This is a genomic window from Pantoea sp. GbtcB22, from assembly GCF_019091025.1.
GTDB lineage: Bacteria > Pseudomonadota > Gammaproteobacteria > Enterobacterales > Enterobacteriaceae > Pantoea > Pantoea leporis.
Genome location: NZ_JAGXKB010000006.1, coordinates 237955 through 263617 on the forward strand (window position 1 = coordinate 237955; position 25663 = coordinate 263617).

Below are 25663 nucleotides of genomic sequence, written 5' to 3' on the forward strand. Positions count from 1 at the left end.
GTTGCGCTACCTTGACGACTTTTTCGTCTCAGCGTAACATGCGCGCACTATTATCATGAGAGGACAATGCCTTGGACGCGCCCAGTCGATGCTGGCTCAATCACCTGTTTAACAGGAACTCCTAAGGTTACCTCTTTTAGCTGGTAGCCTTAGCGGTTAACAGCGACCTCCCTTTTTTACTCTCGTCGCGTGAGTTAGCACTGATTTACCCTTGAAGCGAAAGTTTCCGTGTTCAGGCTTCGCCGTGCCCGTAATTTACAGTGGTCACCGCCTTGTCCCATTCCGAAAAAATGGGGAGTTATTGCTATGCTGAGCGCATTTAAACTCGATCGTAATCGCCTGACGCGCATCGAGCTGGAAGAAGATAACGACAAACTCAACACGTCTGTTTGGGTCGATCTGATCGAACCTGACGACAGCGAACGCGATCGCGTGCAATGCGAGCTCGGCCAGAGCCTGGCGACGCGTCCGGAGCTGGAAGACATCGAAGCCTCGGCGCGTTTCTTCGAAGACGAAGACGGCCTGCACATTCACTCCTTCTTCTTCTTTGAAGATGCCGAAGACCACGCTGGCAACTCCACCGTGGCATTCACCATCCGCGAAGATCGCCTGTATACGCTGCGCGAACGCGAACTGCCAGCTTTCCGTCTCTATCGCATGCGTGCGCGCAATCAGATGCTGACCGATGGCAACGCCTATGAGCTGCTGCTGGATCTGTTTGAGACCAAAATCGAACAGCTGGCGGATGAGATCGAGAACATCTATAGCGCGCTGGAGAAACTCAGCCGCGTGATCATGGAAGGCCAGCAGGGCGAAGAGTACGATCAGGCGCTGTCACGTCTGGCGGAGCTGGAAGATATCGGCTGGAAAGTGCGGTTATGTCTGATGGATACCCAGCGTGCCCTCAACTTCCTGGTGCGCAAAGCGCGTCTGCCGGGCAACCAGCTGGAGCAGGCGCGTGAAATCCTGCGCGATATCGAATCGCTGTTGCCGCATAACGAATCGCTGTTCCAGAAGGTCAATTTCCTGATGCAGGCGGCAATGGGCTTTATCAACATCGAGCAGAACCGCATCATCAAGATCTTCTCAGTGGTTTCGGTGGTATTCCTGCCGCCCACGCTGGTGGCATCCAGCTACGGCATGAACTTCGAGTTTATGCCGGAGCTGAAATGGAGCTTTGGTTATCCGGGCGCGATTAGCCTGATGATTCTCGCTGGCCTGGCGCCGTACCTCTATTTCAAACGCAAGAACTGGTTGTAACCGTTCTTAAGTCCAGGTCGTCATGAATGACGCCCCTACAAAACCGCTCATGACAAATGTAGGGGCGCCATTTATGGCGACCTGGTAGATAAACTTAAATTTTCTGCGTAACCTGTTGGCTCTGCTCACTATCTGATTCTCTCCTATGGCGCGCTTCTCACTGCGACTTCAGTGGACACTGCTGCTGATTGCTTCGTTAGTGCTGGGGATTATCCTCCAGCTGTTCAATCTTCCTGCGGCCTTGCTGCTTGGCCCGATGATCGTCGGCACCTTTATGGGCTTGTCCGGCGCGACTGTTCGCATCGATAAACGTTTCTTCGTGCTGGCACAAGCGGTGCTTGGTTGCATGATTGGCCAGAGCTTATCGCCGGGCATTCTCACACCGCTGATCCAGGATTGGCCGGTGGTGTTGGCGGTGTTGGTGCTGACGTTGGCGGCCAGCGGCCTGTCCGGTTTTCTTCTGGTACGTTTCAGTAGTTTGCCCGGCCCAACCGGCGCATGGGGATCGTCGCCCGGCGGCGCTTCGGCGATGGTGGCGATGGCCGGTGATTTCGGGGCGGATGTGCGGCTGGTGGCGTTTATGCAGTATCTGCGCGTGCTGTTTGTCGCCACCGCTGCGGCGGTGGTGGCGCGCATTGGCCTCGGCACCCACGGCGGTGCAACTGAACTGGTGTGGTTTCCCGCGCTGCACAGCAGCTTTCTGCTGACGCTGCTGGTGATGGTCGCCGGTGCGTGGCTCGGCCAGAAGCTACGAATTCCTTCTGGTGCCTTGCTGCTACCCGCGCTGATCGGTGCGGTATTGCACGGCACTGATGTGGCGACTTTGCAGGTTCCGGAATGGCTGCTGGCGCTGGCCTATGCACTGATTGGCTGGAGCGTGGGATTGCGTTTCACCCGGCCGATTTTCAAACTTGCGCTGCGAACGCTGCCGCAAATGTTGCTGTCGATTTTTGGTTTGATGCTGCTGTGCGGTGGATTAGCCTGGATGCTAACGCGCGTGCTACACGTTGATCTGATGACCGCCTATCTGGCAACCAGCCCGGGCGGGCTGGATACCGTGGCGATTATTGCGGCCGGCACGCGCGTCGATATGGCTTTTGTCATGGCGCTGCAGACGCTGCGTCTGTTCACCATTCTGCTTACCGGTCCGGCGCTGGCGCGTTTTATTTCACGCTACGCGCATGCGCGCCCGAGCTGAGAACGCAACCGCATCAATAATGAACACGGCGAGCGCCAGCCAGATAAAGCCGAAGGTCACCATTTTATCCGGCGTCAGGCGCTCGCCGTAGAACAGCACCGCCAGCAGGAACATCAGCGTCGGACCCAGATACTGGAAGAAACCGACGGTCGATAAGCGCAGACGCGCGCAGGCGGCAGCAAAAAACATCAGCGGAATGGTGGTGATAATGCCCGCCGCGACCAGCTTGAGATTGAGGCTCATGGCGTTGGCGCTGAGATGGCTGGTGGCGCTATCGGCAAAACCAAACAGGTAAATCGCCGCCAGCGGGAATAGCCACAGCGTTTCGATCAACATGCCACTTTGCGCATCGACCTGAATTTTTTTGCGCACCAAACCGTACAAAGCAAAACTCAACGCCAGGCCAAGGCCGATAATCGGCAGCGATCCAAACTGCCACAGCTGCACCAGCACGCCGGTGGTCGCCAGCAGTACCGCCAGCCACTGCAAGCGGCGGAAGCGTTCGCGCAGGAACAGCATGCCAAACACCACATTAATCAGCGGGTTGATAAAGTAGCCGAGGCTGGCTTCCAGCATGTGCTGATTGTTCACTGCCCAGATAAACAGCAGCCAGTTGCCGCCAATGGTGATGGCGGTCAGCGCCAGCAGCAGCACCTTTTTCGGCTGAGCCAGTACGCTACGTACCTGCGCCCAGCTGCGCGTCAATGTGATCAACAACAGCATAAACAGTGCGGACCAAATCACGCGATGCGTCATGATCTCGGTAGCGGGCACCTCTTTGACCAGTTTGAAGTAGGCGGGGGCAATGCCCCAAATGAAGTAAGCGCCGAGCGCATAGCCAATACCCTGGCGAGTTTGTTGCGAATCCATCATGTCATTCCAAAAATACTGATTAGCCAATCATGTAGGTGGCGGTAGCGGTGGCGATGTAATCGCCTTGCTGGTTATGTAACTCCACGCGCGCCACAGCGACTTTGTTGCCGCCGCGCAGCAGGCTGCTGGTGGCGACAAAGCGCTCGCCACGGCCAGGGCGCAGATAATCCACGCGCATATCGATGGTGCCCATGCGCGACAGGCGCTGACGCAGCTCTTCCTCGGTAATGCTCTCCTGAAGCGTCAGCGCATAGCTGACACACACCAGCCCGGCCGCGACATCGAGCACTGAAGCGATCACGCCGCCGTGCAGAATCTGCTGCGCTGCGTTGCCGACCAGCATGGTTTTATTGGCGAAGCCGAGTTCGGCGTAATCCGCTTCCAGTCGATCCAGCTCTAATCCGAGCGCCTGATTGAAGGGCATGTGATAAACAAAGATTTCGCCAATCAGACGACGCGCTTCCTGCTGTGTCAGCAACGGGGATGACATAATGCCTGCCTTAAAATGTTAACGAGTTGTGTATATTATGCCGCGTTCGAGCCGCTTTCCAGTTTCGGAAATCGGCGCTGATCAACCGCAGGTTTTGCGTGTAGAATGGCCTGCTTTTTGAACCGTCACTTGACGATTACGACACGCAGTTCTCTGGAGAATTCTATGCGTAAGCATTACGCCTTGCTGGCCGCGGCGCTGATCCTTCCTGGCCTGGCGCAGGCTGAAGAAGCCACGATAAAAGAGGTTCATGATGCACCGGCAGTGAAGGGCAGCATTATCGCTAACCTGCTGGAGAAACACGATAACCCGTTCGTGCTTTATCCTTACGAAAATAACTATCTGCTCTACACCTACACCAGCGACATGAACAAAGAGGCGATCTCTTCGTACAACTGGGCAGACAAAGCTAAAAATGATGAAGTAAAATTCCAGCTCAGCCTGGCGTTTCCGCTGTGGCGCGGCATTTTAGGCGATAACTCGGTGCTGGCGGCGTCCTATACTCAGCGCTCGTGGTGGCAGCTCTCGAACCGTGGTGCGTCATCACCGTTCCGTGAAACCGATTATGAGCCACAAATTTTCCTCGGCTGGGCCACCGATTACACCTTCGCAGGCTGGACCTTACGCGATGTGGAAACCGGCTTAGTGCATCAGTCGAACGGCCGCAGCGAGCCGACCTCACGCAGCTGGAACCGCGTTTACGCGCGCTTCATGGCGCAGAACGGCAATCTGCTCGCAGAGATCAAACCCTGGTATCGTCTGCCTGAAAGTGAAAGCAATGACGATAACCCGGACATCACCAAATACATGGGTTACTACCGCGCCAAGCTCGGCTACATGATGGGCGAGAACATTTTCAGCGTGGAAGGTAACTACAACTGGAACAGCGGCTTTGGCGGTGCAACCTTCGCCTGGAGCTACCCGATCTCTGAACACGTGCGCTTTTACACGCAGGTCTTCAGCGGTTATGGTGAATCATTGATCGACTATAACCATCGCCAGACGCGCTTTGGCGTGGGCGTGACGCTCAACGATCTGTTCTAACCCGCAACAAAGACAGGATTACCGTGGCAACATCGGCAGTGCTTAATCAGGAAATGCTGGCGCAGCAGGTATTACAAGATACCTTCGGCTATCAGCAGTTCCGCCCAGGTCAGCAAAACATCATCGAAACCGCCCTGTCAGGACGCGATTGTCTGGTGGTGATGCCGACTGGCGGCGGCAAATCGCTGTGCTATCAAATCCCGGCGCTGGTGCGCGAAGGGCTGACGCTGGTGGTTTCACCGCTGATTTCACTGATGAAAGATCAGGTCGATCAGCTGCTGGCCAACGGCGTGGCTGCAGCGTGCCTCAACTCGACGCAGACGCGTGAGCAGCAGCAGCAGGTGTTTGCGGATTGTCGTACCGGCAAGCTCAAGCTGCTATATATCGCGCCTGAACGTCTGATGATGGACAATTTCCTCGACAGCCTGCACCAGTGGAATCCGGTGATGCTGGCGGTGGATGAAGCGCACTGTATTTCGCAGTGGGGCCACGATTTCCGTCCGGAATATGGCTCGATCGGCCAGCTGCGTCAGCACTTCCCTGATTTGCCGGTCATGGCATTGACCGCCACCGCCGATGAAACCACGCGTAACGATATCGTCCATCTGTTGCAGATGGACGATCCGCTGATTCAAATCAGTAGCTTTGACCGCCCCAATATTCGCTATACGCTGGTGGAGAAATTCAAGCCCACTGAGCAACTTCTGCGTTATGTGCAGGATCAGCGCGGCAAAAGCGGCATCATTTACTGTAACAGCCGCGCCAAAGTGGAAGACACCGCCGCGCGCCTGCAAAGCCGTGGTTTGAGCGTTGGCGCGTATCACGCCGGCATTGATAGCGCGCAGCGTGCCAGCGTGCAGGAAGCCTTCCAGCGTGACGATCTGCAAATTGTGGTCGCTACCGTGGCGTTCGGGATGGGCATTAACAAACCCAACGTGCGCTTTGTGGTGCACTTCGATATTCCGCGCAACATCGAATCCTATTATCAGGAAACCGGCCGCGCCGGGCGTGATGGCCTGCCTGCCGAAGCGATGATGCTTTACGATCCGGCCGACATGGCGTGGTTGCGTAAATGTCTGGAAGAGAAAGTGCCTGGCCCGTTGCAGGATATTGAACGCCACAAACTCAACGCGATGGGCGCATTTGCTGAAGCGCAAACCTGTCGTCGTCTGGTATTGCTGAACTATTTCGGCGAAGGTCGCCAGCAACAATGCGATAACTGCGATATCTGCCTCGATCCGCCGCGTCGCTACGACGGTTTGCTGGAGGCGCAAAAGGCGCTGTCGAGCATCTATCGTACCGGCCAACGCTTTGGAATGGGCTATATTGTTGAAGTTTTGCGCGGCGCCAGCAATCAGCGCATTCGCGACAACGGCCACGACAAACTGCCGGTGTACGGCCTGGGCCGCGAGCACAGCCACGAACACTGGATCAGCGTGCTGCGTCAGCTGATTCACCTCGGGATGGTAACGCAAAACATCGCTATGCATTCGGCGCTGCAACTCACCGAAGCGGCGCGTCCGGTATTACGTGCGGAAGTGCCGCTGATGCTGGCGGTGCCGCGTATCGTGACGGTGAAAACGCGCGGCAGCAGTTCGCCGAAAGTGCACAGCGGCAATTATGATCGCCAGCTGTTTGCCAAGCTGCGTAAGCTGCGCAAAGCAATTGCTGATGAAGAGAATATTCCGCCGTACGTGGTGTTTAACGATGCCACGCTGATTGAAATGGCAGAACAAATGCCGATTAGCGCGTCAGAAATGCTCAGCGTGAACGGCGTCGGTCATCGCAAACTGGAGCGTTTTGGTAAGCCGTTCCTGGTGATGATCAAAGAACATGTTGATGAAGGTTAAAGGAAAAAACTCATGCTGATGTTATTCGCCACCGTCGCGCTGGTGCATCTGGTTGCGCTGATGAGTCCCGGCCCGGACTTCTTCTTTGTGTCGCAAACGGCGGCGAGCCGCTCGCGCAAAGAGGCGATGATGGGCGTTCTGGGCATTACGCTGGGCATTGTGATCTGGGCTGGAGTGGCGCTGATGGGCCTGCATCTGATCCTGGAAAAAATGGCCTGGCTGCATGAAATCATTATGGTCGGCGGCGGATTGTATCTGCTGTGGATGGGCTGGCAGCTGATGCGCTCAGCGCGTCAACGTCACAAGCAGCCACAATCGGAAGCGCCAGTGGTTGAGCTGCCGAAAAAGGGCATGAGCTTCCTGAAAGGTTTCCTGACTAACCTGTCGAACCCAAAAGCGATCATCTACTTCGGTAGCGTATTCTCATTGTTTGTTGGCAACGACGTTGGCGCGATGGAGCGCTGGGGGTTGTTCCTGCTGATTATCGGAGAGACGTTCGCGTGGTTTACGCTGGTGGCGGCGATTTTCGCCATGCCGTGGATGCGTGATAAGTATCAGCGAATGGCGAAGTGGGTGGATGGTATGGCGGGCGTGTTGTTCGCCGGTTTTGGCATTCACCTCATCATTTCACGTTAAGCCTGGTTTACTTGCCATTTCGGTACCGGGCAGTGCTCGCCCTCCTCACGTACGACGTGTACGCTCCGGGGGCTGCGCGCTGGCCGGCACCGAACTGGCTGCGCCACCGACGGCTTTGAAGTGGGTGCGATTTTCTTTTACGCCATTCTGCGTGCGCTGGCTAGCAGCGCGCCTACTACCATAAACAATCCACCAAAGGTGCGGTTCAGCAGCTTCATCTGCTTCGGTCCTTTAATCCAGCCGGCGATACGCGTTGCCAGCGTGGCGTAACCAATCATTACGATGATATCGACCACAATGGTGGTCACGCCCAGCACCAGATATTGCATGAGCTGCGGCTGGTGCGGCTGAATAAACTGCGGGAACAGCGCAGCGAGAAACACGATGCTTTTCGGGTTGGTGAGGTTCACCAACACGGCACGCTTAAACAGGCGGCGACGCGGCATCGCTTTGGCAACGGCGTCGAGGTCGATGCCACCCGCCGAGCGCCACTGCTGAATGCCCAGCCATACCAGATAGGCTGCGCCGGCCCACTTCAGGACTTCAAACGCCAGAATCGATTGGGAAAACAGCGCACCTAAACCGGCGCCGACCAGCACAATATGAATGGCCAGACCCAGCTGCAAGCCGGTAATCGATGCCGCTGCGCCGCGATAGCCGTGACTGATGCCGGTGCTCATGGTGTTGATCGCGCCGGAACCGGGTGAAAGGCTAAGGATGGTTGTGGTCAGCAGATAGGTTAACCACCATTCAATGGTCATGTGTGACATTCCCTGAAGTTAGCGAAGTGTGACACAATACGACAGAAAATCGCCGCACGCTACGCAGCACAGGCGCGCAAATCACGTTTTTTTCAGGGGGACGGATGCAGCAGCATAAACAGAGTTGGCTCGGACGTGAGCGAGGCTTTTCGGCCTTTGCCACCGGTCCGCTGCTCGACTTCTGGCGTCGCCGTGAAGAGTGTGAATTCACTGGCGTCGGCAACCTCAAGATTCGCTACGTCCGTTTCACCTCACCGCAACATCGTCGTGTCATTCTGGTCGTGCCTGGCCGCATTGAGAGCTACATCAAGTATCCCGAACTGGCTTACGACCTGTTCATGTGCGGCTACGATGTGGTGATTCTCGACCATCGCGGTCAGGGACGCTCTGAACGTCTGCTGGAAGATTCGCATCGCGGCCATGTGGTGGAATTTGGCGACTACGTTGACGATCTGGAAACGCTGTATCTGAAAGAGATCGTGAGTCCACATTATCAGCAGCGCTACGTGCTGGCCCACTCGATGGGCGGCGCGATTTTAGCGCTGTTTCTGGCGCGTCAGCCGCAGGCGTTTCATGCTGCGGTGTTCTCCGCGCCGATGTTTGGCATTGTGCTGCCGCTGCCCGACTGGATGGCGCACCGCATTCTGGACTGGACCGAGAAACTTCCGGCGCTGCGTGAAGGTTACGCGCTGGGCACCGGGCGCTGGCGCGCCAATCCGTTTGGCATCAACCGCCTGACGCATAGCCGCGAACGCTATCGCCGTAACCTGCGTTTTTACGCCGACGATCCGGCAATTCGCGTCGGTGGCCCCACTTATCACTGGGTGCGCGAAGGCGTGCAGGCCGGGCGGGACATCTTCAATCAGGTAGCGAACATCACCACGCCGACCTTGCTGCTGCAGGCCAGTGAAGATGATGTGGTGGATAACCGCTCACAAAATCTATTTTGTACGGCGATGGCCGCAGCAGGACATCCCTGCGCGGGCAACGCGCCGTATGTGATCAAAGGAGCGCGTCATGAGATCTTGTTTGAAACAGACGCGATGCGTGCCGAAGCGCTAAACGCGGTGGTCGATTTCTTTGAACGCCACGCTTAATCAATTTTACTTTCCGATATCAACACCCGAGGTTTACATGTATCACATCGTCGCATCCGACCTGGATGGCACGCTGCTCTCTCCGGACCATCGCCTGACGCCGTTCGCGCGCACCACGCTGCAGGAACTGGTGGCGCGTGATATCCACTTTGTCTTTGCCACCGGCCGTCACTATATCGACGTCGGACAGATGCGCGATAAGCTCGGCATTCCGGCTTACATGATCACGTCTAATGGCGCACGCGTGCACAACGCCGCAGGTGAACTGGTGTTCAGCCACAATCTTGACGCCGACATCGCCAGCGATCTGTATGGCCTGCAATATCATGACGAGCATATCCTGACGCACGTCTATCGCGACGATGAGTGGTTCATGAGCCGTCATCGTCCGGATGAGCAGGACTATTTCCGTGAATCGGTGTTTAACTATCAGGTTTACCAACCTGGCATGCTGCCGACTGATGGCATCAGCAAAGTGTTCTTCACCTGCGAAGATCCGGAGCGTTTAATTCCCATGGAGCAGGCGATTGAAGCGCGCTGGGGCGATCGCGTAAATGTCAGCTTCTCGCTGCCAACGTGTCTGGAAGTGATGGCGGGCGGCGTTTCCAAAGGCCACGCGCTGGAAGCTGTAGCGAAACAGCTCGGCCACTCGCTGAAAGCGTGCATCGCCTTCGGCGACGGCATGAATGATGTGGAGATGCTCAGCATGTCGGGCAAAGGCTGCATCATGCGCAATGCGCAGCAGCGTTTGAAAGATACCTTGCCGACGCTGGAAGTGATTGGCAGCAACGCGGATGACGCCGTGCCGCACACGCTGCGTAAACTGTTCCTCGCCTAGAAAAAAGGGCCGGTCATCACCGGCCCTTTTTCGTTATGACAACTGTTTCTTGTGCTTGTGCTCACTGACCATGGTGAGCAGCAGCAGAATCACTGCCAGCACCGATCCGCCAATCATCACAATGAATCCGCCGTCCCAGCCGAAATAATCCACGGTGTAACCGACAATCGCACTCGCCGCAACCGATCCGCCGAGATAGCCAAACAGCCCGGTAAAGCCCGCTGCCGTTCCGGCCGCTTTTTTCGGTGCCAGTTCCAGCGCGTGCAAGCCAATCAGCATCACAGGACCGTAAATCAGGAAGCCGATCACAATCATGCACAGCATGTCGATGCCTGGATTGCCTGGAGGATTCAGCCAGTACACCACGGTGGCGATGGTCACCAGCGTCATAAAGAACACGCCGGTTGCGCCACGGTTGCCGCGGAACACTTTGTCCGACATCCAGCCGCACAACAGCGTGCCGGGAATACCGGCATATTCGTAAAAGAAGTAGGCCCACGAGGATTTATCCAGCGTGAAGTGCTTCACCTCTTTCAGGTAGGTCGGCGACCAGTCGAGAATGCCGTAACGTAGCAGGTACACAAACACGTTCGCCAGTGCGATGTACCACAGTAGCTTGTTGGGCAGAATGTACTGCATGAAAATCTGCTTCGCCGTCAGCTCCTGCTCGTGATCCTCGTTGTAATCCGGCGGATAATCATTTTTCCACGCTTCAATCGGCGGTAAACCGCAAGATTGTGGTGTGTCACGCATCAAGGCGAAGGCAATAATCGCGATGAGGATGGCGCCAAACGCCGGCATATACAGCGCGGCTTTCCAGTCGTTAAACCACGCCATGCCGAGCAGGAACAGCAACGGAGGAATACCGCCGCCGACGTTATGCGCGCAGTTCCATACCGACACAATTCCGCCGCGCTCTTTCTGCGACCACCAGTGCACCATGGTGCGCCCGCACGGCGGCCAGCCCATGCCCTGGAACCAGCCGCACAGGAACAGCAGTACAAACATCACCATGATGCTGGAGGTGGCCCACGGCACGAACCCCATCACCAACATTACCGCTGCGGCAAGGATCAATCCGGCGGGCAAAAACACGCGCGGATTCGAGCGGTCTGAGACCGAGCCCATAATGAATTTCGAGAAGCCGTAAGCGATGGAAATGCCCGATAGCGCAAAGCCGAGATCCCCGCGCGAGAAGCCTTGTTCCACCAGATAAGGCATTGCCAGCGCAAAGTTTTTACGCACCAAATAGTAGGCGGCATAGCCAAAAAATATTCCCAGGAAAATCTGCCAGCGCAGACGACGATAAAGCGGATCAACACGATCATCGGCCACTTGTGGGCGATGCGGTGCAGGTTTGAAAATACTCAACATGAGTGTGGCCCTCCAGGGCGCGATATAGTTATGAGTTCCCAGCAGGTTGGGGCAAAAACAGGCAGTAAAAATGGCAAAGCGAAGTTTCCATTTCGCGCAAAGGATAGTGATGGTCACGCGCAGTTACTGTGACATGTGACACATATGTTACAGTTTTATGACAATTGAGAGCGAAAAAAACCAGGAAATGTTGTATTTCGCGCATTTTTAGCCGGTCGTAAAAATGAGGTTCGAAAATTATTCGTCGTTATTTTATCCACTTGTAAACCAGATAGTTCACCCCGATTTCGACAGTTTGTTTACACTAGCGCCACTGTTCATTTTGAGATCGTTACCGTGCCGTTACTGATCGTTACCACCATTCTGTGGGCCTTTTCCTTCAGTTTGATCGGGGAATACCTCGCAGGTCAGGTGGATTCCTGGTTCTCTGTTTTGATGCGTCTGGCGCTCGCCGCCATCGTTTTCCTGCCGTTCCTGCGCTGGCGCGGTTACCGTGCTTCCACCATCCTGCTGTATATGCTGGTGGGCATGCTGCAGCTTGGCATCATGTATTTATTAAGCTTTGAGGCTTATCTGTATCTCAGCGTGACCGAGTTCCTGCTGTTCACCGTGATGACGCCGCTGTATGTCACGCTGATCTACGATTTGCTCAGCCGACGTCCGCTGCGTATCGGCTATGCCTTCAGCGCGCTACTGGCGGTAATCGGTGCGGCGATTATTCGTTACGACAAAGTCAGCGACCATTTCTGGTTCGGCTTGCTGCTGGTACAGGCGGCAAACATCTGCTTCGCCATCGGCATGGTGGGCTACAAACGCCTGCAGGAAACTCGCCCGATGCCGCAGCACACCGCATTTTCGTGGTTCTATCTGGGCGCGGTGATGATCGCGGTGATCGCCTGGAGCTTGTGGGGCAATCCGAACAAACTGCCGACCACGTCGCTGCAGTGGGGCATTCTGGTGTGGCTAGGCGTGGCGGCTTCAGGTTTGGGCTACTTCATGTGGAACTACGGCGCTACGCAGGTGGATGCTGGCACGCTGGGTATTATGAACAACATGCATGTGCCAGCGGGCTTGCTGGTGAATCTGGCGATCTGGCAGGAGAAACCGCATTGGCCAAGTTTTCTCGCCGGTGCCGCCGTGATTTTCGCATCCCTTTATGTGCACAAACGCTGGGTATTAGGTAAGAAAAGCAACGCATAGGCTAAAAGGGAAGGGATAGCGCGGCAGTGGAGCAAAGCATCCGAGCCATGGATGGCGAGGCTGATCCACAAGGAAGTGGTTTCCCTTTGCGATCTGCTGCGCTATCCCTGACCCGGCTCGAACAAAGAAGCGATTAACCCTTCTTAGCCGGCCCCGGACGATGAATCATCGTCAACCCTTTCAGGAAATTACGCAGAATCTGATCGCCGCATTCGCGGAAATTCTTATGATCTGGGTTGCGGAAAATCGCGCCAACTTCAGCCTGTGAGATCTTAAAGTTCGCTTTCAGCAGCACATCCGGAATATCGGTGGTCTTCAGCTCAAAGGCGATACGCAATTTCTTCATGAAAATGTTGTTATTCATGCGGCGCTCAATCGAAGGCGCGGGCGCATCTTCACTCTTACCGCGACGGTAAAAAATCAGACCGTTAAGGAAATATCCCATCAATACATCTGGCAGCTTGCGAAACGCGGCATCGTCATCTTTCTTCATCCACGCCTGCACGTCTTCCAGCGGCACTTCACTTCCCGCCAGGGCAAAAATCTCCACCACTTTGCTATCGCTCAAATCCAGCATATAGCGCACGCTGCGCAGAACATCGTTACTCATCATGGTGAAACTCTCTTGGTCGCGGGTTGAGGCGGCGCATTATAGAGCAGGCGGGGCAGGGATAACAGCGCGGGCGACCTTCGCCGCCCAACAACATCAGGATGAGGTGATTTGCAGTGAGCCGGGACGCGCGGCATCGCGCACGAAGGGCAGATGTTCACAGGCGTGCTGACGGGCAAACCGCACAAAGGCTTCCATTACCGGCTGACGCTGCTCGCCTTCGCGTACGGCGGCATACAAGCGGCTCCACAAACCATTGCCTAAGGTTTTGGTCACCACCAACCCCTGCTGCTCAAAATTCTCTACCACCCAATGTGGCAGCGCGGCGATGCCCATACGCGCCGACACCATCTGAATCAGCAGCAGCGTGTTATCCACGCTCTTCAAGGCTGGACTGACGCCCGCAGGCTGCAGGAAATGGCGCCACACATCTAAACGCTGACGCTGCACCGGATAGATCATCAGCACTTCATCGGCCATATCTTCCGGAGCAATGTGCTCAAGCTGCGCCAAAGGATGATCCGGCGCCATCACCAAACGCACTTCAAAATCGAACATCGGTGAATAAAACAATCCACTGCGCGGCAAAATATCGGAGGTCAACACCACATCCAGCTCGCCCTGTTGCAACGCGGGTTGCGGATCAAAGGTCACGCCGGATTTGAAATCCATCACCACCTGCGGCCAGCTCTGGCGGAAATTATTTAGCGCGGGCGTCAGCCACTGAATACAGCTGTGACACTCAATGGCGATACGTAACGTGGCCTGATGCGGCTCATGACACGCCTGCAAAGCCTGCTGAATCTGCGGTAAAACCTGCTCAGCCAACTGCAGCAAAATCTCTCCCTGCGGCGTAAAACGCAGCGGCTGGCTTTTACGCACAAACAGGCGAAAACCCAGCCGCTGCTCCAGATCGCTGAACTGGTGGGATAACGCCGATTGCGTCTGATGAAGCTGGGAGGCGGCGGCAGCTAACGAGCCGGTGTTCCGTAACGCCTGCAGCGTCCGCAGGTGTTTGAGTTCGATCATGAGAATCCTTCACATCGAGATTGAACAAATTGCGCTTGAGGAACATACAGTACCCGCAGATTATGGCGGTGTAAACATCTGGACGGCTAAACATCTCTGCCCCCTATTCAGTTAAGAATATCTGGAGAACAGAAAATGACCATTCTGAACCACACTCTCGGTTTCCCTCGCGTTGGATTGCGTCGTGAATTGAAAAAAGCACAGGAAAGCTATTGGGCAGGTAAAAGCTCACAGGAAGAGCTACTGGCGGTGGGGCGCGAACTGCGCGCCCGTCACTGGCAACAGCAGAAAGAGGCGGGCGTGGATCTGCTGCCAGTCGGCGATTTCGCCTGGTACGATCACGTGCTCACCACCAGCCTGCTGCTGGGTAACGTGCCAGCTCGTCACCAAAATCAGGATGGCTCGGTCGATCTCGACACGCTGTTCCGCCTTGGCCGTGGCCGCGCACCAAGCGGTGAACCGGCGGCAGCGGCGGAAATGACCAAATGGTTCAACACCAATTATCACTACATGGTGCCGGAATTCACTCAAGGGCAGCAGTTCAAACTGACCTGGACTCAGTTGCTGGATGAGGTTGATGAAGCGCTGGCGCTCGGGCACAAGATTAAACCGGTGCTGCTGGGTCCGGTTACCTATTTGTGGCTGGGTAAAGTGAAAGGTACGCCGTTCGACCGCCTGTCACTGCTTAAAGACATTCTGCCGGTTTACCAACAGGTGCTGGCTGAACTGAAAAAACGCGGCATCGAATGGGTACAAATCGATGAGCCAGCACTGGCGCTGGAACTGCCGCAAGCGTGGCGCGATGCCTTCAAACCGGCTTACGACGCGCTGCAGGGCGAAAGCAAATTGCTGCTCACCACCTATTTCGACAGCATCGGTCAGAATCTCGACGTGATCAAAGCGCTGCCGGTGCAAGGTCTGCATGTTGACCTGGTCCACGGCAAAGACGACATCCAACAGGTGAACCAGCAGATTCCCGCGGATTGGCTGCTCTCCGTCGGCGTAATCAATGGCCGTAACGTCTGGCGTGCCGATCTCAGCAGCTGGTTTGCACGTCTGCAGCCGCTGGTGGGGCAGCGTCAACAATTGTGGATTGGATCATCCTGCTCGCTGCTGCACAGCCCAATCGACTTAAGCGTGGAAACGCGCCTCGATGAGGAAGTGAAAAGCTGGTTCGCCTTTGCTCTGCAGAAGTGCGCTGAGCTTGCACTGCTGAGTCATGCGCTGAACAACAACGATGCCGCTTCGCTGGTTGAGTGGAGCGCACCGATTCGTGCGCGTGCCAACTCCACGCGCGTTCACAATGCCGCAGTCGGCGAGCGTCTGGCGAAAATTCAGGCCAAAGACGTTGAACGTGCCAGCAGCTATACCGAGCGTGCCAAAGCGCAGCGTCACCGCTTTAACCTGCCAGCGTGGCCGACCACCACCATAGGTTCATTCCCGCAAACCACCGAAATTCGCGGCCTGCGCCTCGACTTTAAAAAAGGCAACATTGATGGTGGAAACTATCGCACTGGCATCGCCGAACACATCAAACAGGCGATTGTGGAGCAGGAACGTTTGGGCCTCGACGTGCTGGTGCATGGCGAAGCAGAACGTAACGACATGGTGGAATACTTCGGCGAAAACCTCGACGGCTTCGTATTCACCCAAAACGGCTGGGTACAGAGCTACGGCTCACGCTGCGTTAAACCACCGATCATCATCGGCGACGTAAGCCGTCCGCAAGCCATCACCGTTGAGTGGGCGAAGTACGCGCAGTCGCTGACCGACAAACCGGTGAAAGGCATGCTGACCGGTCCAGTGACGATTCTCTGCTGGTCGTTCCCGCGTGAAGATGTAAGCCGTGAAACCATCGCTAAACAGATTGCGCTGGCGCTGCGTGACGAAGTGGAAGATCTGGAAAAAGCCGGTATTGGCATTATTCAGATTGATGAACCGGCACTGCGCGAAGGCCTGCCGCTGCATCAGTCCGATTGGGCGGCGTACCTGACCTGGGCGGTGGATGCGTTCCGGCTCAATGCCGCCGTGGCGCAGAATGAAACCCAGATCCATACCCACATGTGTTACTGCGAGTTCAATGACATCATGGACTCGATTGCCGCGCTGGATGCGGACGTTATCACCATCGAAACCTCACGTTCCGATATGGATCTGCTGGATACCTTTAAGGAGTTCGACTATCCCAACGAAATCGGTCCGGGCGTGTATGACATTCACTCACCAAACGTGCCGAGCGTGGAGTGGATGGAAGAGTTGCTGCGTAAAGCGGCGCAGAGCATCCCGGCAGAGCGTCTGTGGGTTAACCCGGATTGTGGCCTAAAAACGCGTGGCTGGACGGAAACCCGTCAGGCGCTGGCGAACATGGTAAAAGCTGCGCAAAACCTGCGAGGTGAAACGGCTTAGTCGCTGTAAATGAGATTGGGGCGCAAATGCGCCCCCTATTACGCGTTTGGCGCCACGCCATACTGCGCGAACCACGCCAGCATGCGTTGCCAGCCATCTTTGGCGGAATCGGCGTGATAACTGGCACGATAATCCGCATTGAAAGCATGTCCTGCATCCGGATACACCACGATTTCCGCCTTGGCATTGGCGGCATGCAGCGCCTGACGCATCTTATCAATGCTCTCCAGCGGGATGCTCTCATCCTGACCACCGTAAAGGCCCAGCACCGGTGCATTGAGATCCACCGCGATATCGATCGGATGCTTCTGCTGCTTCAGCGTCTTCTCACCGTCTAAGCGTCCATACCACGCCACCGCTGCACGCACCTGCGGATTGTGCGCGGCAAACAGCCAGCTAATACGTCCGCCCCAGCAGAAACCGGTAATCGCCAGGCGACGGATATCACCATCGTGGCGCGTGGCCCAGTTGGCCACATGATCGAGATCGGACAACACTTGCGAATCCGGAACTTTACTCACCAGCTCTTTAAACAGCGTGGGAATGTCGTGGTAATCGTTGGGATCGCCCTCGCGGAAATAGAGTTCCGGAGCGATGGCCAGATAACCTTCCAGCGCCAGACGGCGGCAGACATCGCGGATATGCTCGTGCACCCCGAAAATCTCCTGCACTACCAACACCACCGGCAAGGTGCCTTGATACTCTTTTGGTCGGGCGTAATAGGCAGGCAGGTTTTCGCCCTGGCTCGCAACTGAGGTCTCGCCAGCATGAATCGCGTCGCTGCCGGTAATAATGGTGCTGCTTGCGGTGGGCTGAACGGCCGGTGCAAAGCCGCCGGGTGCCGTTTTTTGTGCCATATTGTCTTCGGTTTTCATTGTTCTCTCCGTGCTAGCAAATGCGCAATCACGTAACTATAGCCTGGCGAAGTGAAGCAAGGCTGGCGTAGGGTACAGAGGGATTTTTTCACGTGTGCTGCTTCTCTATTAACATTGCCACCAACACTTACACAGCACCGCTTGTAGCAATTCAGAATTGCACAGCGTGAATGTGTGATTTATGTCACATAATGTTTTTCTGATAATGTAAGTTTCATTATCGATGGTGAATTGAGTCACATATTTATGCCGCCTGCTCACGTAGAGTGGCGCGCTCATCCCCAATTATCAGGAGTCTGTTATGGCCCAGTCTGACGTTTTCCACCTTGGCATTACTAAAGCTGATTTGAAAGGAGCCACGTTGGCCATCGTGCCTGGCGATCCTGAGCGCGTAAAGAAAATCGCCGCGTTGATGGACAATCCACAGCATCTGGCTTCACACCGTGAATTCACTACCTATCTGGCTGAAGTGGATGGCAAACCGGTTGTGGTGTGCTCCACTGGTATCGGCGGACCTTCTACCTCAATTGCGGTTGAAGAGCTGGCGCAACTGGGTGTGCGCACCTTCCTGCGCGTTGGCACCACCGGCGCTATCCAGCCGCATATTAATGTGGGCGATGTGCTGGTCACTACCGCTTCGGTACGCCTCGACGGTGCCAGCCTGCACTTTGCGCCGATGGAGTTCCCGGCCGTGGCTGATTTCACCTGCACCACCGCGCTGGTGGCAGCGGCAGAAGCGTGCGGCGCGAAAACCCACATTGGTATTACCGCCTCATCTGACACCTTCTATCCAGGCCAGGAACGCTACGACACTTTCTCCGGTCGCGTGGTGAATCGCTTCCAGGGCTCAATGGAAGAGTGGCAGCAAATGGGCGTCCTCAACTATGAGATGGAATCCGCTACACTGTTAACCATGTGCGCCAGTCAGGGACTGCGTGCCGGCATGGTGGCTGGCGTCATCGTGAACCGTACGCAAAAAGAGATCCCGGATGCCGCGACCATGAAGCAGACCGAAAGTGATGCGGTGAAAATTGTGGTTGAAGCCGCGCGTCGCTTAATTTAGTGCGCCAGTCAGGGATGAATTCGAGACCAGGCTTATAAGGAATCCCGCTATTTCCTGATTAGAATGCGCGCAATTTCAGCAGCTACTGAGAAATTTCTTATGCGCAAAATGGTTTCTGTCTCACGTCCCAATTTCATGAATAATCCCGCTACTGCACAATCACGCGTTGAAGGTGCAGCAGCGAGATTTCGCCAGGCGATGGCGGCGAATAATTATCCTCTTGCGCGTCAATGCTGTGAAGAAGTGCTGCGCGTCTTGCCCCATCATATGCAGGTGCTCAGCGACTACGCGCTCACCCTGATGCGCGTTGGCGAATACAAAAAATCTTATAAAATTTACCAGAAGATCTACCAGGCTCCGGCCGCGCAGCGTGCACAGGCATCGGAAACCTGGCTGGATGGATTAACCGAAGTGTGCGGCTGGTTGAATAAAGAAGATGAAGCGGCACGTTACGGCCTCGAATCGCTGCAAAAATCTGATGTGACTTTCAGTAAAGGGGCGAAAGTCGCCTTCCCTTCTGAGACACCACCGCCGATCAACCGCAGTAATCCGGCAGAAAATATCATCTCCTTTAGCCTGTATGGCAGTCAGCCACGCTACTGCGAAACCTTGATTAAAAACATCGAAGTGGCGCGCGAGCTTTATCCCGACTGGATCTGCCGCATCTATCTCGACGACAGCGTGCCGCAGCACGTCTGGCAGCGCCTGACGCAGCCAAACACCCAACTGGTGGATATGTCGCATGAGAAAACTATCTTCCCAACGCTGTGGCGTTTCCTGGTGATGGACGATGACAGCGTCAAACGCTACATCGTGCGTGATGCGGATTCGTTGCTGTCCGAGCGCGAAGTCGTGGCGGTAGAAGCCTGGCTGACTTCACCTTACTGGTTCCATCATATGCGCGATTACTTCTCGCATACCGAGCTGCTGCTGGCGGGCATGTGGGGCGGCTGCCACGGCGTGTTCCACAACGTTGAGCAGCAGATGCGTGACTTTATCGCGCAATATGAAGGCAGCGAACGATTTACCGATCAGTACTTCCTCAAAGTGGCGCTGTGGCCGACGGTACGTGAGAGCATCTTGAATCATGACGATATTTTCCGCTTCCATCATGCACAACCGTGGCCGGCGCATCAGCCGATTCGCTGGCAAACCGACAGCTTCCACGTCGGTAGTAACGCCGGTTTTGCCAGCATGGCGGGCCAGGTCGAAAACGCTGAGAACGGCTGGCAGCAGGTTGAGATCACCTACGACGGGAAAAGCTGGACCTATCCGGCCAAAATCCAGGGTGAAACCGAATGGGTGTTGCCGATGCCCTTCTTCCTGATTGATGCGTGGAAAGCGGGCGATCTCACCGTAAAAGCCCTCTAATTAGAGAACGTTTTCCCTAAATAATTCGAGTCGCAGGAAGGCGGCAAGCGGCGAATCCCCGGGAGCTTACATCAGTAAGTGACTGGGGTGAGAACGTGCAGCCAACGCATCTGCGGCTTGAAGTATGAAGGGAAAAAAATCTGGACATTCATACAGTAGAGCTCTACCTTTTCCCTCAGCAAGTCGATCCGCGGGGGGATTATGGATCAGCAACTTATCATTAGCGGCGCGCTGGCGCTGGCCGGTTTGGGCATTGGCTGGATCCTTGCTCAACTGCGCGCCGGCCATCAGCACGCCAGCTTCACCACCGAGCGTCGCCTGCTGGAAGAGGCGCAGCAGCGTCAGCAGCAGCAGCTCGAACAGTTACAGCAGCAAATCCAACAACGCGAACAGGAGATGCGCCAGCTACACGGTGCACTGAGCGGTGCGCAGGAACGTTTGCAGCAGCTTGATTACTGGCGCGGCGAAAGTGAACAACTCAGCCGTGAACTGCGAAATCAGCTTGAAGTGAACAGCGCGCAGGAAGCCGAACTGCGCGAAGTGACCATTCGTCTTGAAGAGACGCGCTACGGTGCAGAAGAGAAGCAGCGACTACTGACCAACAGCGAACAGCGCCTCAGCGCGCAGTTTGAAAATCTCGCCAATCGCATCTTCGAAAACAGCGGGCGGCGCGTCGATGAACAAAACCGTCAAAGCCTGAATAGTCTGATTGGTCCGCTGCGCGAACAGCTGGACGGTTTCCGCCGTCAGGTCACCGACAGCTTTGGCCTGGAAGCGCGTGAACGTCACACGCTGACCCACGAAATTCGCCAGCTACAGCAACTCAACGCACAGATGGCGCAGGAAGCGGTCAATCTTACTAAAGCGCTAAAAGGCGACAATAAAATTCAGGGAAACTGGGGCGAAGTGGTATTGGCCCGCGTGCTGGAAGCATCGGGCCTGCGTGAAGGCTACGAATACCAAACGCAGGTTAGCGTGCAGCTGGAACAGCAGGGCAGGATGCAACCGGATGTGATCGTGCGTTTGCCGCAGGGTAAAGATGTGGTGATTGACGCCAAAATGACGCTGGTGGCCTACGAACGCTACTTCAATGCCGACGATGAAGCCACGCGTGAGCAGGCGATTCAGGAACACATTAGTGCCATGCGCGGACACATTCGCCTGCTGAGCCGTAAAGATTACCAACAATTGCCCGGTTTACGCTCTCTGGATTATGTGTTGATGTTTATCCCGGTGGAACCGGCGTTTCTGCTGGCGATTGATCGTCAGCCCGAGCTGATTAGCGAAGCGTTACAGCAGAACATTATGCTGGTTAGTCCCACCACTTTGCTGGTGGCGCTGCGTACTATCAATAATCTCTGGCGTTATGAGCATCAAAGCCGCAACGCACAGCGCATCGCCGACCGGGCAACGCGGCTGTACGACAAAATGCGGCTGTTTGTCGATGACATGAGTGGCATCGGGCACAATCTCGACAAAGCGCAGCAAAGTTATCATCAGGCGATGAAAAAGCTGTCTGAAGGGCGCGGCAATCTGATCGCACAAAGTGAAGCGTTCCGTTCGCTTGGCGTGGAGATCAAACGTCCGATTAATCCGCAACTGGCTGAACAAGCGCAGCCGGAAGAAGCGGATGAAGATTGGGCAGACGATCGCACCGAGGATGAAAACGTTGCAGAACCAACAACAGACTCGCTGCGCCGCATCAACGAATAGCACGGTGGTCGCGTGCTCGTGTAGCGCGACTCTGATACACTTCGGCAAGAATTGTTTGTGGAACAGGTAAAACCGATGGCAGATGAATCACAGCAGGAAACTACCCATTTTGGCTTCCAGACCGTCGCGAAAAGCGAAAAGGCCGATAAAGTTGCGGACGTGTTTCACTCCGTCGCGGCAAAATATGACCTGATGAACGATTTGATGTCGTTTGGCATCCATCGTGTCTGGAAGCGTTTTACCATTGACAGCAGCGGCGTGCGCCGCGGTCAGCGCGTGTTGGATCTGGCGGGTGGTACCGGCGATCTCACGGCAAAATTCTCACGTCTGGTGGGCGAAACCGGCCAGGTTGTGCTGGCAGACATCAACAGCTCGATGCTGAAGATGGGCCGCGAAAAGCTGCGTAATCTCGGCGTGTCGGGCAATGTCAGCTATGTGCAGGCGAATGCCGAAGCGCTGCCGTTCCCGGATAACTACTTCGATTGCATCACCATCTCATTCGGCTTGCGTAACGTGACCGAAAAAGAGAAAGCGCTGGCATCAATGTTCCGCGTGCTGAAGCCAGGCGGACGTCTGCTGGTGCTGGAGTTCTCGAAGCCGTTGCTGGAGCCGCTCAGCAAAGCCTACGATACCTATTCATTCCACATTCTGCCGCGTATTGGTCAGCTGGTGGCGCAAGACGCTGAAAGCTATCGCTATCTGGCGGAGTCGATTCGTATGCATCCCGATCAGGAAACCCTGAAAGCGATGATGAACGATGCGGGCTTTGAAAATACCACCTACTTCAACATGACTGGCGGTATTGTCGCGCTGCATCGCGGATTTAAATTCTAATCCATCATGACTTTAACTCCTCTCATCACCGGCGGTCTTGAGACCGCCCTGAACCGTGTTCTCTATCGCGATCGCAGCCTGAAAGCCGCACGCCAGCGTTTGGCTGGTAAGGTATTGATGCTGCATCTGCAAGAGCTCGATTTTCCTTTGGTGCTGGTGTTTAGCGAATCGCAACTCGATGTGCTGAGTGATTGGCAAGACAACAGCGACTGCACGGTGAGTTTGCGTGTCAGTACTTTGCCGAAACTGCGCGATCGCCAGCAGCTCACCAGCCTGATTCGTAGCGGTGAACTGGAGGTGAACGGCGATTTGCAGGTGGTACAGCAATTCTCCGCGCTGATGGATCTCGCCGAGCTGGATCCGGCGGAATATCTTGCACCGTGGATTGGCGATATCGCTGCGCAAGGCGTAAGCCAGGCCGCACAGCAGGCGCTGAAATTCGTGCAGCAGCAGTTCATCCGCCGCCAGGATTATCTTGGTCAGGTGCTGACAGAAGAGTGGCGCGTTGCGCCGGGCGCACTGGAACTGGCATGGTTTTGCGAGGAAGTGGAAGCGACAGAACGTTCGCTCAATGCGTTTGAAACGCGTTTGGCACAGCTGGAGGCGAAATGACGCTGGGAGAAATTCGGCGCTTATACTTCATCATCAAGATCTTTCTGACTTACGGCCTTGATGAACTGATTCCCCGCATGCGCTTCACGCTGCTTTTACGCTTGTGGCGGCGTTGCATCTTCTGGATCCCTAACCAACATAAAGACGCTTCCGCCGGCGTGCGCATCCGTTTAGCGATGGAGCAGTTGGGGCCGGTTTGGATCAAATTCGGTCAAATGCTCTCGACGCGTCGCGATCTGTTCCCACCAGCGATTGCCGATGAACTGGCGGTGCTGCAGGACCGCGTTGCGCCATTTGATGGCGTGAAAGCCAAACAGCAGATTGAAAAGTCGATTGGCGGCCCGGTGGAAACCTGGTTTGAAGACTTCGATATCAAACCGCTGGCCTCGGCTTCTATCGCGCAGGTGCATACCGCGACGCTGAAATCCAATGGCCGCGCGGTGGTAATTAAAGTGATTCGTCCCGACATCCTGCCGGTGATCAGAGCCGATATGCGACTGATTTACCGTCTGGCGCGGTGGGTGCCGCGTTTGTTGCCGGATGGTCGTCGTCTGCGTCCGGTAGAAGTGGTGCGCGATTACGAAAAGACCTTAATTGATGAGCTGAATCTGCTGCGTGAAGCGGCGAATGCCATCCAGCTGCGTCGTAACTTTGACCAAAGCCGCATGCTGTATGTGCCGGAAGTGTTTTCTGATTATTGCAGCGAATCGATGATGGTGATGGAGCGCATTTACGGCATTCCGATCTCAGATATCGCCACGCTGGAGCAGCACGGCGTTAACATGAAACTGCTGGCCGAGCGCGGTGTGCAGGTATTCTTCACTCAGGTGTTCCGCGACAGCTTCTTCCATGCCGATATGCATCCTGGCAATATCTTCGTCAGCTACGATCACCCGGAAGATCCGCAATATATCGGCATCGACTGCGGTATCGTCGGTTCGCTGAACAAAGAAGATAAGCGCTATCTGGCCGAGAACTTCATCGCCTTCTTTAACCGCGATTACCGCAAAGTGGCCGAGCTGCATGTGGATTCTGGCTGGGTACCGGCCGATACAAACGTCGAAGACTTTGAGTTTGCCATTCGTACCGTATGTGAGCCGATTTTCGAAAAGCCGCTGGCTGAGATTTCGTTTGGCCACGTGCTGCTGAACCTGTTCAACACCGCGCGTCGCTTTAATATGGAAGTGCAGCCGCAGCTGGTGCTGTTGCAGAAGACGCTGCTGTATATCGAAGGGATTGGCCGCCAGCTCTATCCGCAGCTTGACCTGTGGAAAACGGCTAAGCCGTTCCTTGAAGATTGGATCAAAGATCAGATTGGTATCCCGGCGATTTTGCGGGCGGTGAAAGAGAAAGCGCCGTACTGGGCGGAAAAACTGCCGGAGTTGCCGGAGCTATTTTACGACAGCATGCGCCAGCACAAATTATTGAAGCACAGCGTCGATAAACTCGTCACCGATTTAAACGTACAGCGAACACGCAATCATCAGGCGCGCTATCTGTTTGGTGTAGGCGCTACACTGTTATTAAGTGGCACCGCCGTGCTGTTAAGTCGACCGGATTGGGATTTCTTCCCGGCGCTATTAATGGCCGCTGGCATCGTCACCTGGCTTATTGGCTGGCGCAAGACAAACTGATTGTCTGCCTAGTGCAAATCGCGTAATGTCGCAAGCTAAAGCCCGAAATCATACGGGCTTTCTGTGCGTTACAGTCAACAGTTTTTCACAGAATATTAGAGGCATATCTCATGGGCGGTATCAGTATTTGGCAATTGTTAATCATTGCCGTCATTGTTGTTCTTCTGTTCGGTACCAACAAACTTCGTAACCTGGGTTCGGATTTAGGATCTTCCATTCGTGGCTTCAAAAAAGCTATGGGCGATGAAGACGATAAAAAGGATCAACCGAAAGAGCAGGACGCTGACTTCAACGCCAAAACTCTGGCAGACAAACAGCAAACCACGGCGACTAAAGACGACGCCCGGAACGACAAGCAGGTATAACTGTGTTCGACATTGGTTTTAGTGAACTGGTATTAGTGTTCGTGATCGGGCTGATTGTGCTTGGCCCGCAGCGGTTACCGGTTGCGGTGAAAACCGTCGTCGGCTGGATCAGAGCCATTCGCTCGCTGGCCGCGAATGTACAAAACGAACTGGCGCAAGAGTTGAAACTGCAGGAATTGCAGGACAGCCTGAAAAAGGTGGAAGAAGCGGGCCGTGGCACGTTGTCACCCGAGCTGAAAGAGTCGATGGAAGAACTGCGTAAAACCGCCGACTCCATGAAGCGTTCGGTGCAGCAGAGTATCGATCTCGAAAAAGAGGAAGATGAAGCCAACACTATTCATCAGACTTCGCCAGCCGCCGTGCAGCCCGTGACTTCACCTGCGGTCACGCCCGCAGCAGCAGAACATCAAACCAGTGCGCCTGCACAGACTCCGCAGCCTACTGACGAAACCTCTGCCGCAGAAACCCCTCCCGTCGCCAGTGCTCCTGAAAGCACCGCGAAGACTTCTCTCGTAAAAGATGAACGATAA

General features: G+C 55.3%; 24 protein-coding genes. 17 read left to right on the top strand and 7 right to left on the bottom strand.

From position 1 onward, the window contains the following. Positions 1 to 306: 306 nt before the first annotated feature. Together corA and KVT28_RS18785 are read left to right on the top strand one after the other, a co-directional pair. Positions 307 to 1260 carry a magnesium/cobalt transporter CorA gene (corA, locus tag KVT28_RS18780; protein ID WP_008105777.1) on the top strand — a complete coding sequence of 318 codons (954 nt, stop codon included), beginning with the start codon at positions 307 to 309 and terminating at the stop codon, positions 1258 to 1260. A 145-nt stretch (positions 1261 to 1405) separates the two neighbouring features. Continuing rightward, positions 1406 to 2458 (top strand): AbrB family transcriptional regulator, encoded by a 1053-nt coding sequence (locus tag KVT28_RS18785; protein WP_217549644.1) that lies wholly within the window; start codon positions 1406 to 1408, stop codon positions 2456 to 2458. Here KVT28_RS18785 and rarD read toward each other — a convergent pair. Beyond that, positions 2429 to 3328, bottom strand: a complete 900-nt coding sequence (rarD, locus tag KVT28_RS18790; RefSeq protein WP_192236906.1) for an EamA family transporter RarD — start codon at positions 3326 to 3328, stop codon at positions 2429 to 2431. The genes KVT28_RS18785 and rarD overlap by 30 nt on opposite strands. A gap of 22 nt (positions 3329 to 3350) precedes the next feature. After that, positions 3351 to 3821 (bottom strand): thioesterase family protein, encoded by a 471-nt coding sequence (locus tag KVT28_RS18795; RefSeq protein WP_217549646.1) that lies wholly within the window; start codon positions 3819 to 3821, stop codon positions 3351 to 3353. A 165-nt stretch (positions 3822 to 3986) separates the two neighbouring features. Between KVT28_RS18795 and pldA the strand changes: the two genes are divergently transcribed. The 3 genes from pldA to rhtC are packed head-to-tail and all read left to right on the top strand — an operon-like array spanning position 3987 to position 7351. After that, positions 3987 to 4865: a phospholipase A gene (pldA, locus tag KVT28_RS18800; protein ID WP_101763749.1), complete on the top strand. Its 879-nt coding sequence runs from the start codon at positions 3987 to 3989 to the stop codon at positions 4863 to 4865. Positions 4866 to 4888: 23 nt separating this feature from the next. After that, complete coding sequence (gene recQ / locus KVT28_RS18805; RefSeq protein ID WP_101763748.1) at positions 4889 to 6715, top strand: ATP-dependent DNA helicase RecQ; 1827 nt, start codon at positions 4889 to 4891, stop codon at positions 6713 to 6715. Positions 6716 to 6727: 12 nt separating this feature from the next. Continuing rightward, the gene (gene rhtC / locus KVT28_RS18810) at positions 6728 to 7351 is read left to right on the top strand and encodes a threonine export protein RhtC (RefSeq protein ID WP_110867926.1); all 624 of its coding nucleotides are present in this window, start codon (positions 6728 to 6730) and stop codon (positions 7349 to 7351) included. Between the two features lie 137 nt (positions 7352 to 7488). Here rhtC and rhtB read toward each other — a convergent pair whose 3' ends face one another. Further along, the gene (gene rhtB / locus KVT28_RS18815; RefSeq protein WP_217549648.1) at positions 7489 to 8112 is read right to left on the bottom strand and encodes a homoserine/homoserine lactone efflux protein; all 624 of its coding nucleotides are present in this window, start codon (positions 8110 to 8112) and stop codon (positions 7489 to 7491) included. Between the two features lie 104 nt (positions 8113 to 8216). Between rhtB and pldB the strand changes: the two genes are divergently transcribed. Together pldB and yigL are read left to right on the top strand one after the other, a co-directional pair. Then, complete coding sequence (gene pldB / locus KVT28_RS18820; protein ID WP_101763745.1) at positions 8217 to 9209, top strand: lysophospholipase L2; 993 nt, start codon at positions 8217 to 8219, stop codon at positions 9207 to 9209. 37 nt (positions 9210 to 9246) lie between these two features. Then, complete coding sequence (yigL, locus tag KVT28_RS18825) at positions 9247 to 10047, top strand: sugar/pyridoxal phosphate phosphatase YigL (protein WP_101763744.1); 801 nt, start codon at positions 9247 to 9249, stop codon at positions 10045 to 10047. 33 nt (positions 10048 to 10080) lie between these two features. On the opposite strand, the gene glpT is transcribed toward yigL, so the two are convergent. Further along, positions 10081 to 11421 (bottom strand): glycerol-3-phosphate transporter, encoded by a 1341-nt coding sequence (gene glpT, locus KVT28_RS18830; protein WP_101763743.1) that lies wholly within the window; start codon positions 11419 to 11421, stop codon positions 10081 to 10083. A gap of 336 nt (positions 11422 to 11757) precedes the next feature. Here glpT and KVT28_RS18835 point away from each other — a divergent pair, with 336 nt between their 5' ends. Next, entirely contained in the window at positions 11758 to 12621 is an 864-nt protein-coding gene (locus KVT28_RS18835; RefSeq protein ID WP_101763742.1) for a carboxylate/amino acid/amine transporter, read from the top strand. 133 nt (positions 12622 to 12754) lie between these two features. Here the strand turns inward: KVT28_RS18835 and KVT28_RS18840 are convergent, their stop codons facing one another. Together KVT28_RS18840 and metR are read right to left on the bottom strand one after the other, a co-directional pair. Then, positions 12755 to 13234, bottom strand: coding sequence for a DUF1456 family protein (locus KVT28_RS18840; protein ID WP_101763741.1), 480 nt, complete (start codon positions 13232 to 13234; stop codon positions 12755 to 12757). Positions 13235 to 13327: 93 nt separating this feature from the next. Beyond that, positions 13328 to 14260 carry an HTH-type transcriptional regulator MetR gene (metR, locus tag KVT28_RS18845; protein WP_110867932.1) on the bottom strand — a complete coding sequence of 311 codons (933 nt, stop codon included), beginning with the start codon at positions 14258 to 14260 and terminating at the stop codon, positions 13328 to 13330. Between the two features lie 135 nt (positions 14261 to 14395). On the opposite strand from metR, the gene metE reads away from it, so the two are divergent. Next, a complete protein-coding gene (metE, locus tag KVT28_RS18850) occupies positions 14396 to 16666 on the top strand; it encodes a 5-methyltetrahydropteroyltriglutamate--homocysteine S-methyltransferase (protein ID WP_217549650.1) in 2271 nt (756 codons plus the stop codon). Positions 16667 to 16704: 38 nt separating this feature from the next. Here metE and KVT28_RS18855 read toward each other — a convergent pair whose 3' ends face one another. Beyond that, positions 16705 to 17541, bottom strand: coding sequence for a dienelactone hydrolase family protein (locus KVT28_RS18855; RefSeq protein ID WP_137384919.1), 837 nt, complete (start codon positions 17539 to 17541; stop codon positions 16705 to 16707). Between the two features lie 301 nt (positions 17542 to 17842). Here KVT28_RS18855 and udp point away from each other — a divergent pair, with 301 nt between their 5' ends. The 8 genes from udp (at position 17843) to tatB (ending at position 25663) form a co-directional block, all read left to right on the top strand. After that, entirely contained in the window at positions 17843 to 18604 is a 762-nt protein-coding gene (udp, locus tag KVT28_RS18860) for a uridine phosphorylase (protein ID WP_008105797.1), read from the top strand. A gap of 99 nt (positions 18605 to 18703) precedes the next feature. Next, a complete protein-coding gene (locus KVT28_RS18865; RefSeq protein WP_101763929.1) occupies positions 18704 to 19975 on the top strand; it encodes a tetratricopeptide repeat protein in 1272 nt (423 codons plus the stop codon). A gap of 201 nt (positions 19976 to 20176) precedes the next feature. Continuing rightward, positions 20177 to 21688, top strand: coding sequence for a DNA recombination protein RmuC (gene rmuC / locus KVT28_RS18870; protein ID WP_217549652.1), 1512 nt, complete (start codon positions 20177 to 20179; stop codon positions 21686 to 21688). Between the two features lie 75 nt (positions 21689 to 21763). Further along, on the top strand, positions 21764 to 22522 hold the full coding sequence (gene ubiE / locus KVT28_RS18875; protein ID WP_008105805.1) for a bifunctional demethylmenaquinone methyltransferase/2-methoxy-6-polyprenyl-1,4-benzoquinol methylase UbiE: 759 nt from the start codon (positions 21764 to 21766) through the stop codon (positions 22520 to 22522). 6 nt (positions 22523 to 22528) lie between these two features. After that, positions 22529 to 23134 (top strand): SCP2 domain-containing protein, encoded by a 606-nt coding sequence (locus tag KVT28_RS18880; RefSeq protein ID WP_101763735.1) that lies wholly within the window; start codon positions 22529 to 22531, stop codon positions 23132 to 23134. Continuing rightward, positions 23131 to 24768 carry a ubiquinone biosynthesis regulatory protein kinase UbiB gene (ubiB, locus tag KVT28_RS18885; RefSeq protein WP_101763734.1) on the top strand — a complete coding sequence of 546 codons (1638 nt, stop codon included), beginning with the start codon at positions 23131 to 23133 and terminating at the stop codon, positions 24766 to 24768. The genes KVT28_RS18880 and ubiB overlap by 4 nt, the downstream gene beginning before the upstream one ends. Before the next feature lie 110 nt (positions 24769 to 24878). Further along, the gene (gene tatA / locus KVT28_RS18890) at positions 24879 to 25133 is read left to right on the top strand and encodes a Sec-independent protein translocase subunit TatA (protein ID WP_008105810.1); all 255 of its coding nucleotides are present in this window, start codon (positions 24879 to 24881) and stop codon (positions 25131 to 25133) included. A 2-nt stretch (positions 25134 to 25135) separates the two neighbouring features. After that, on the top strand, positions 25136 to 25663 hold the full coding sequence (tatB, locus tag KVT28_RS18895; protein ID WP_217549654.1) for a Sec-independent protein translocase protein TatB: 528 nt from the start codon (positions 25136 to 25138) through the stop codon (positions 25661 to 25663).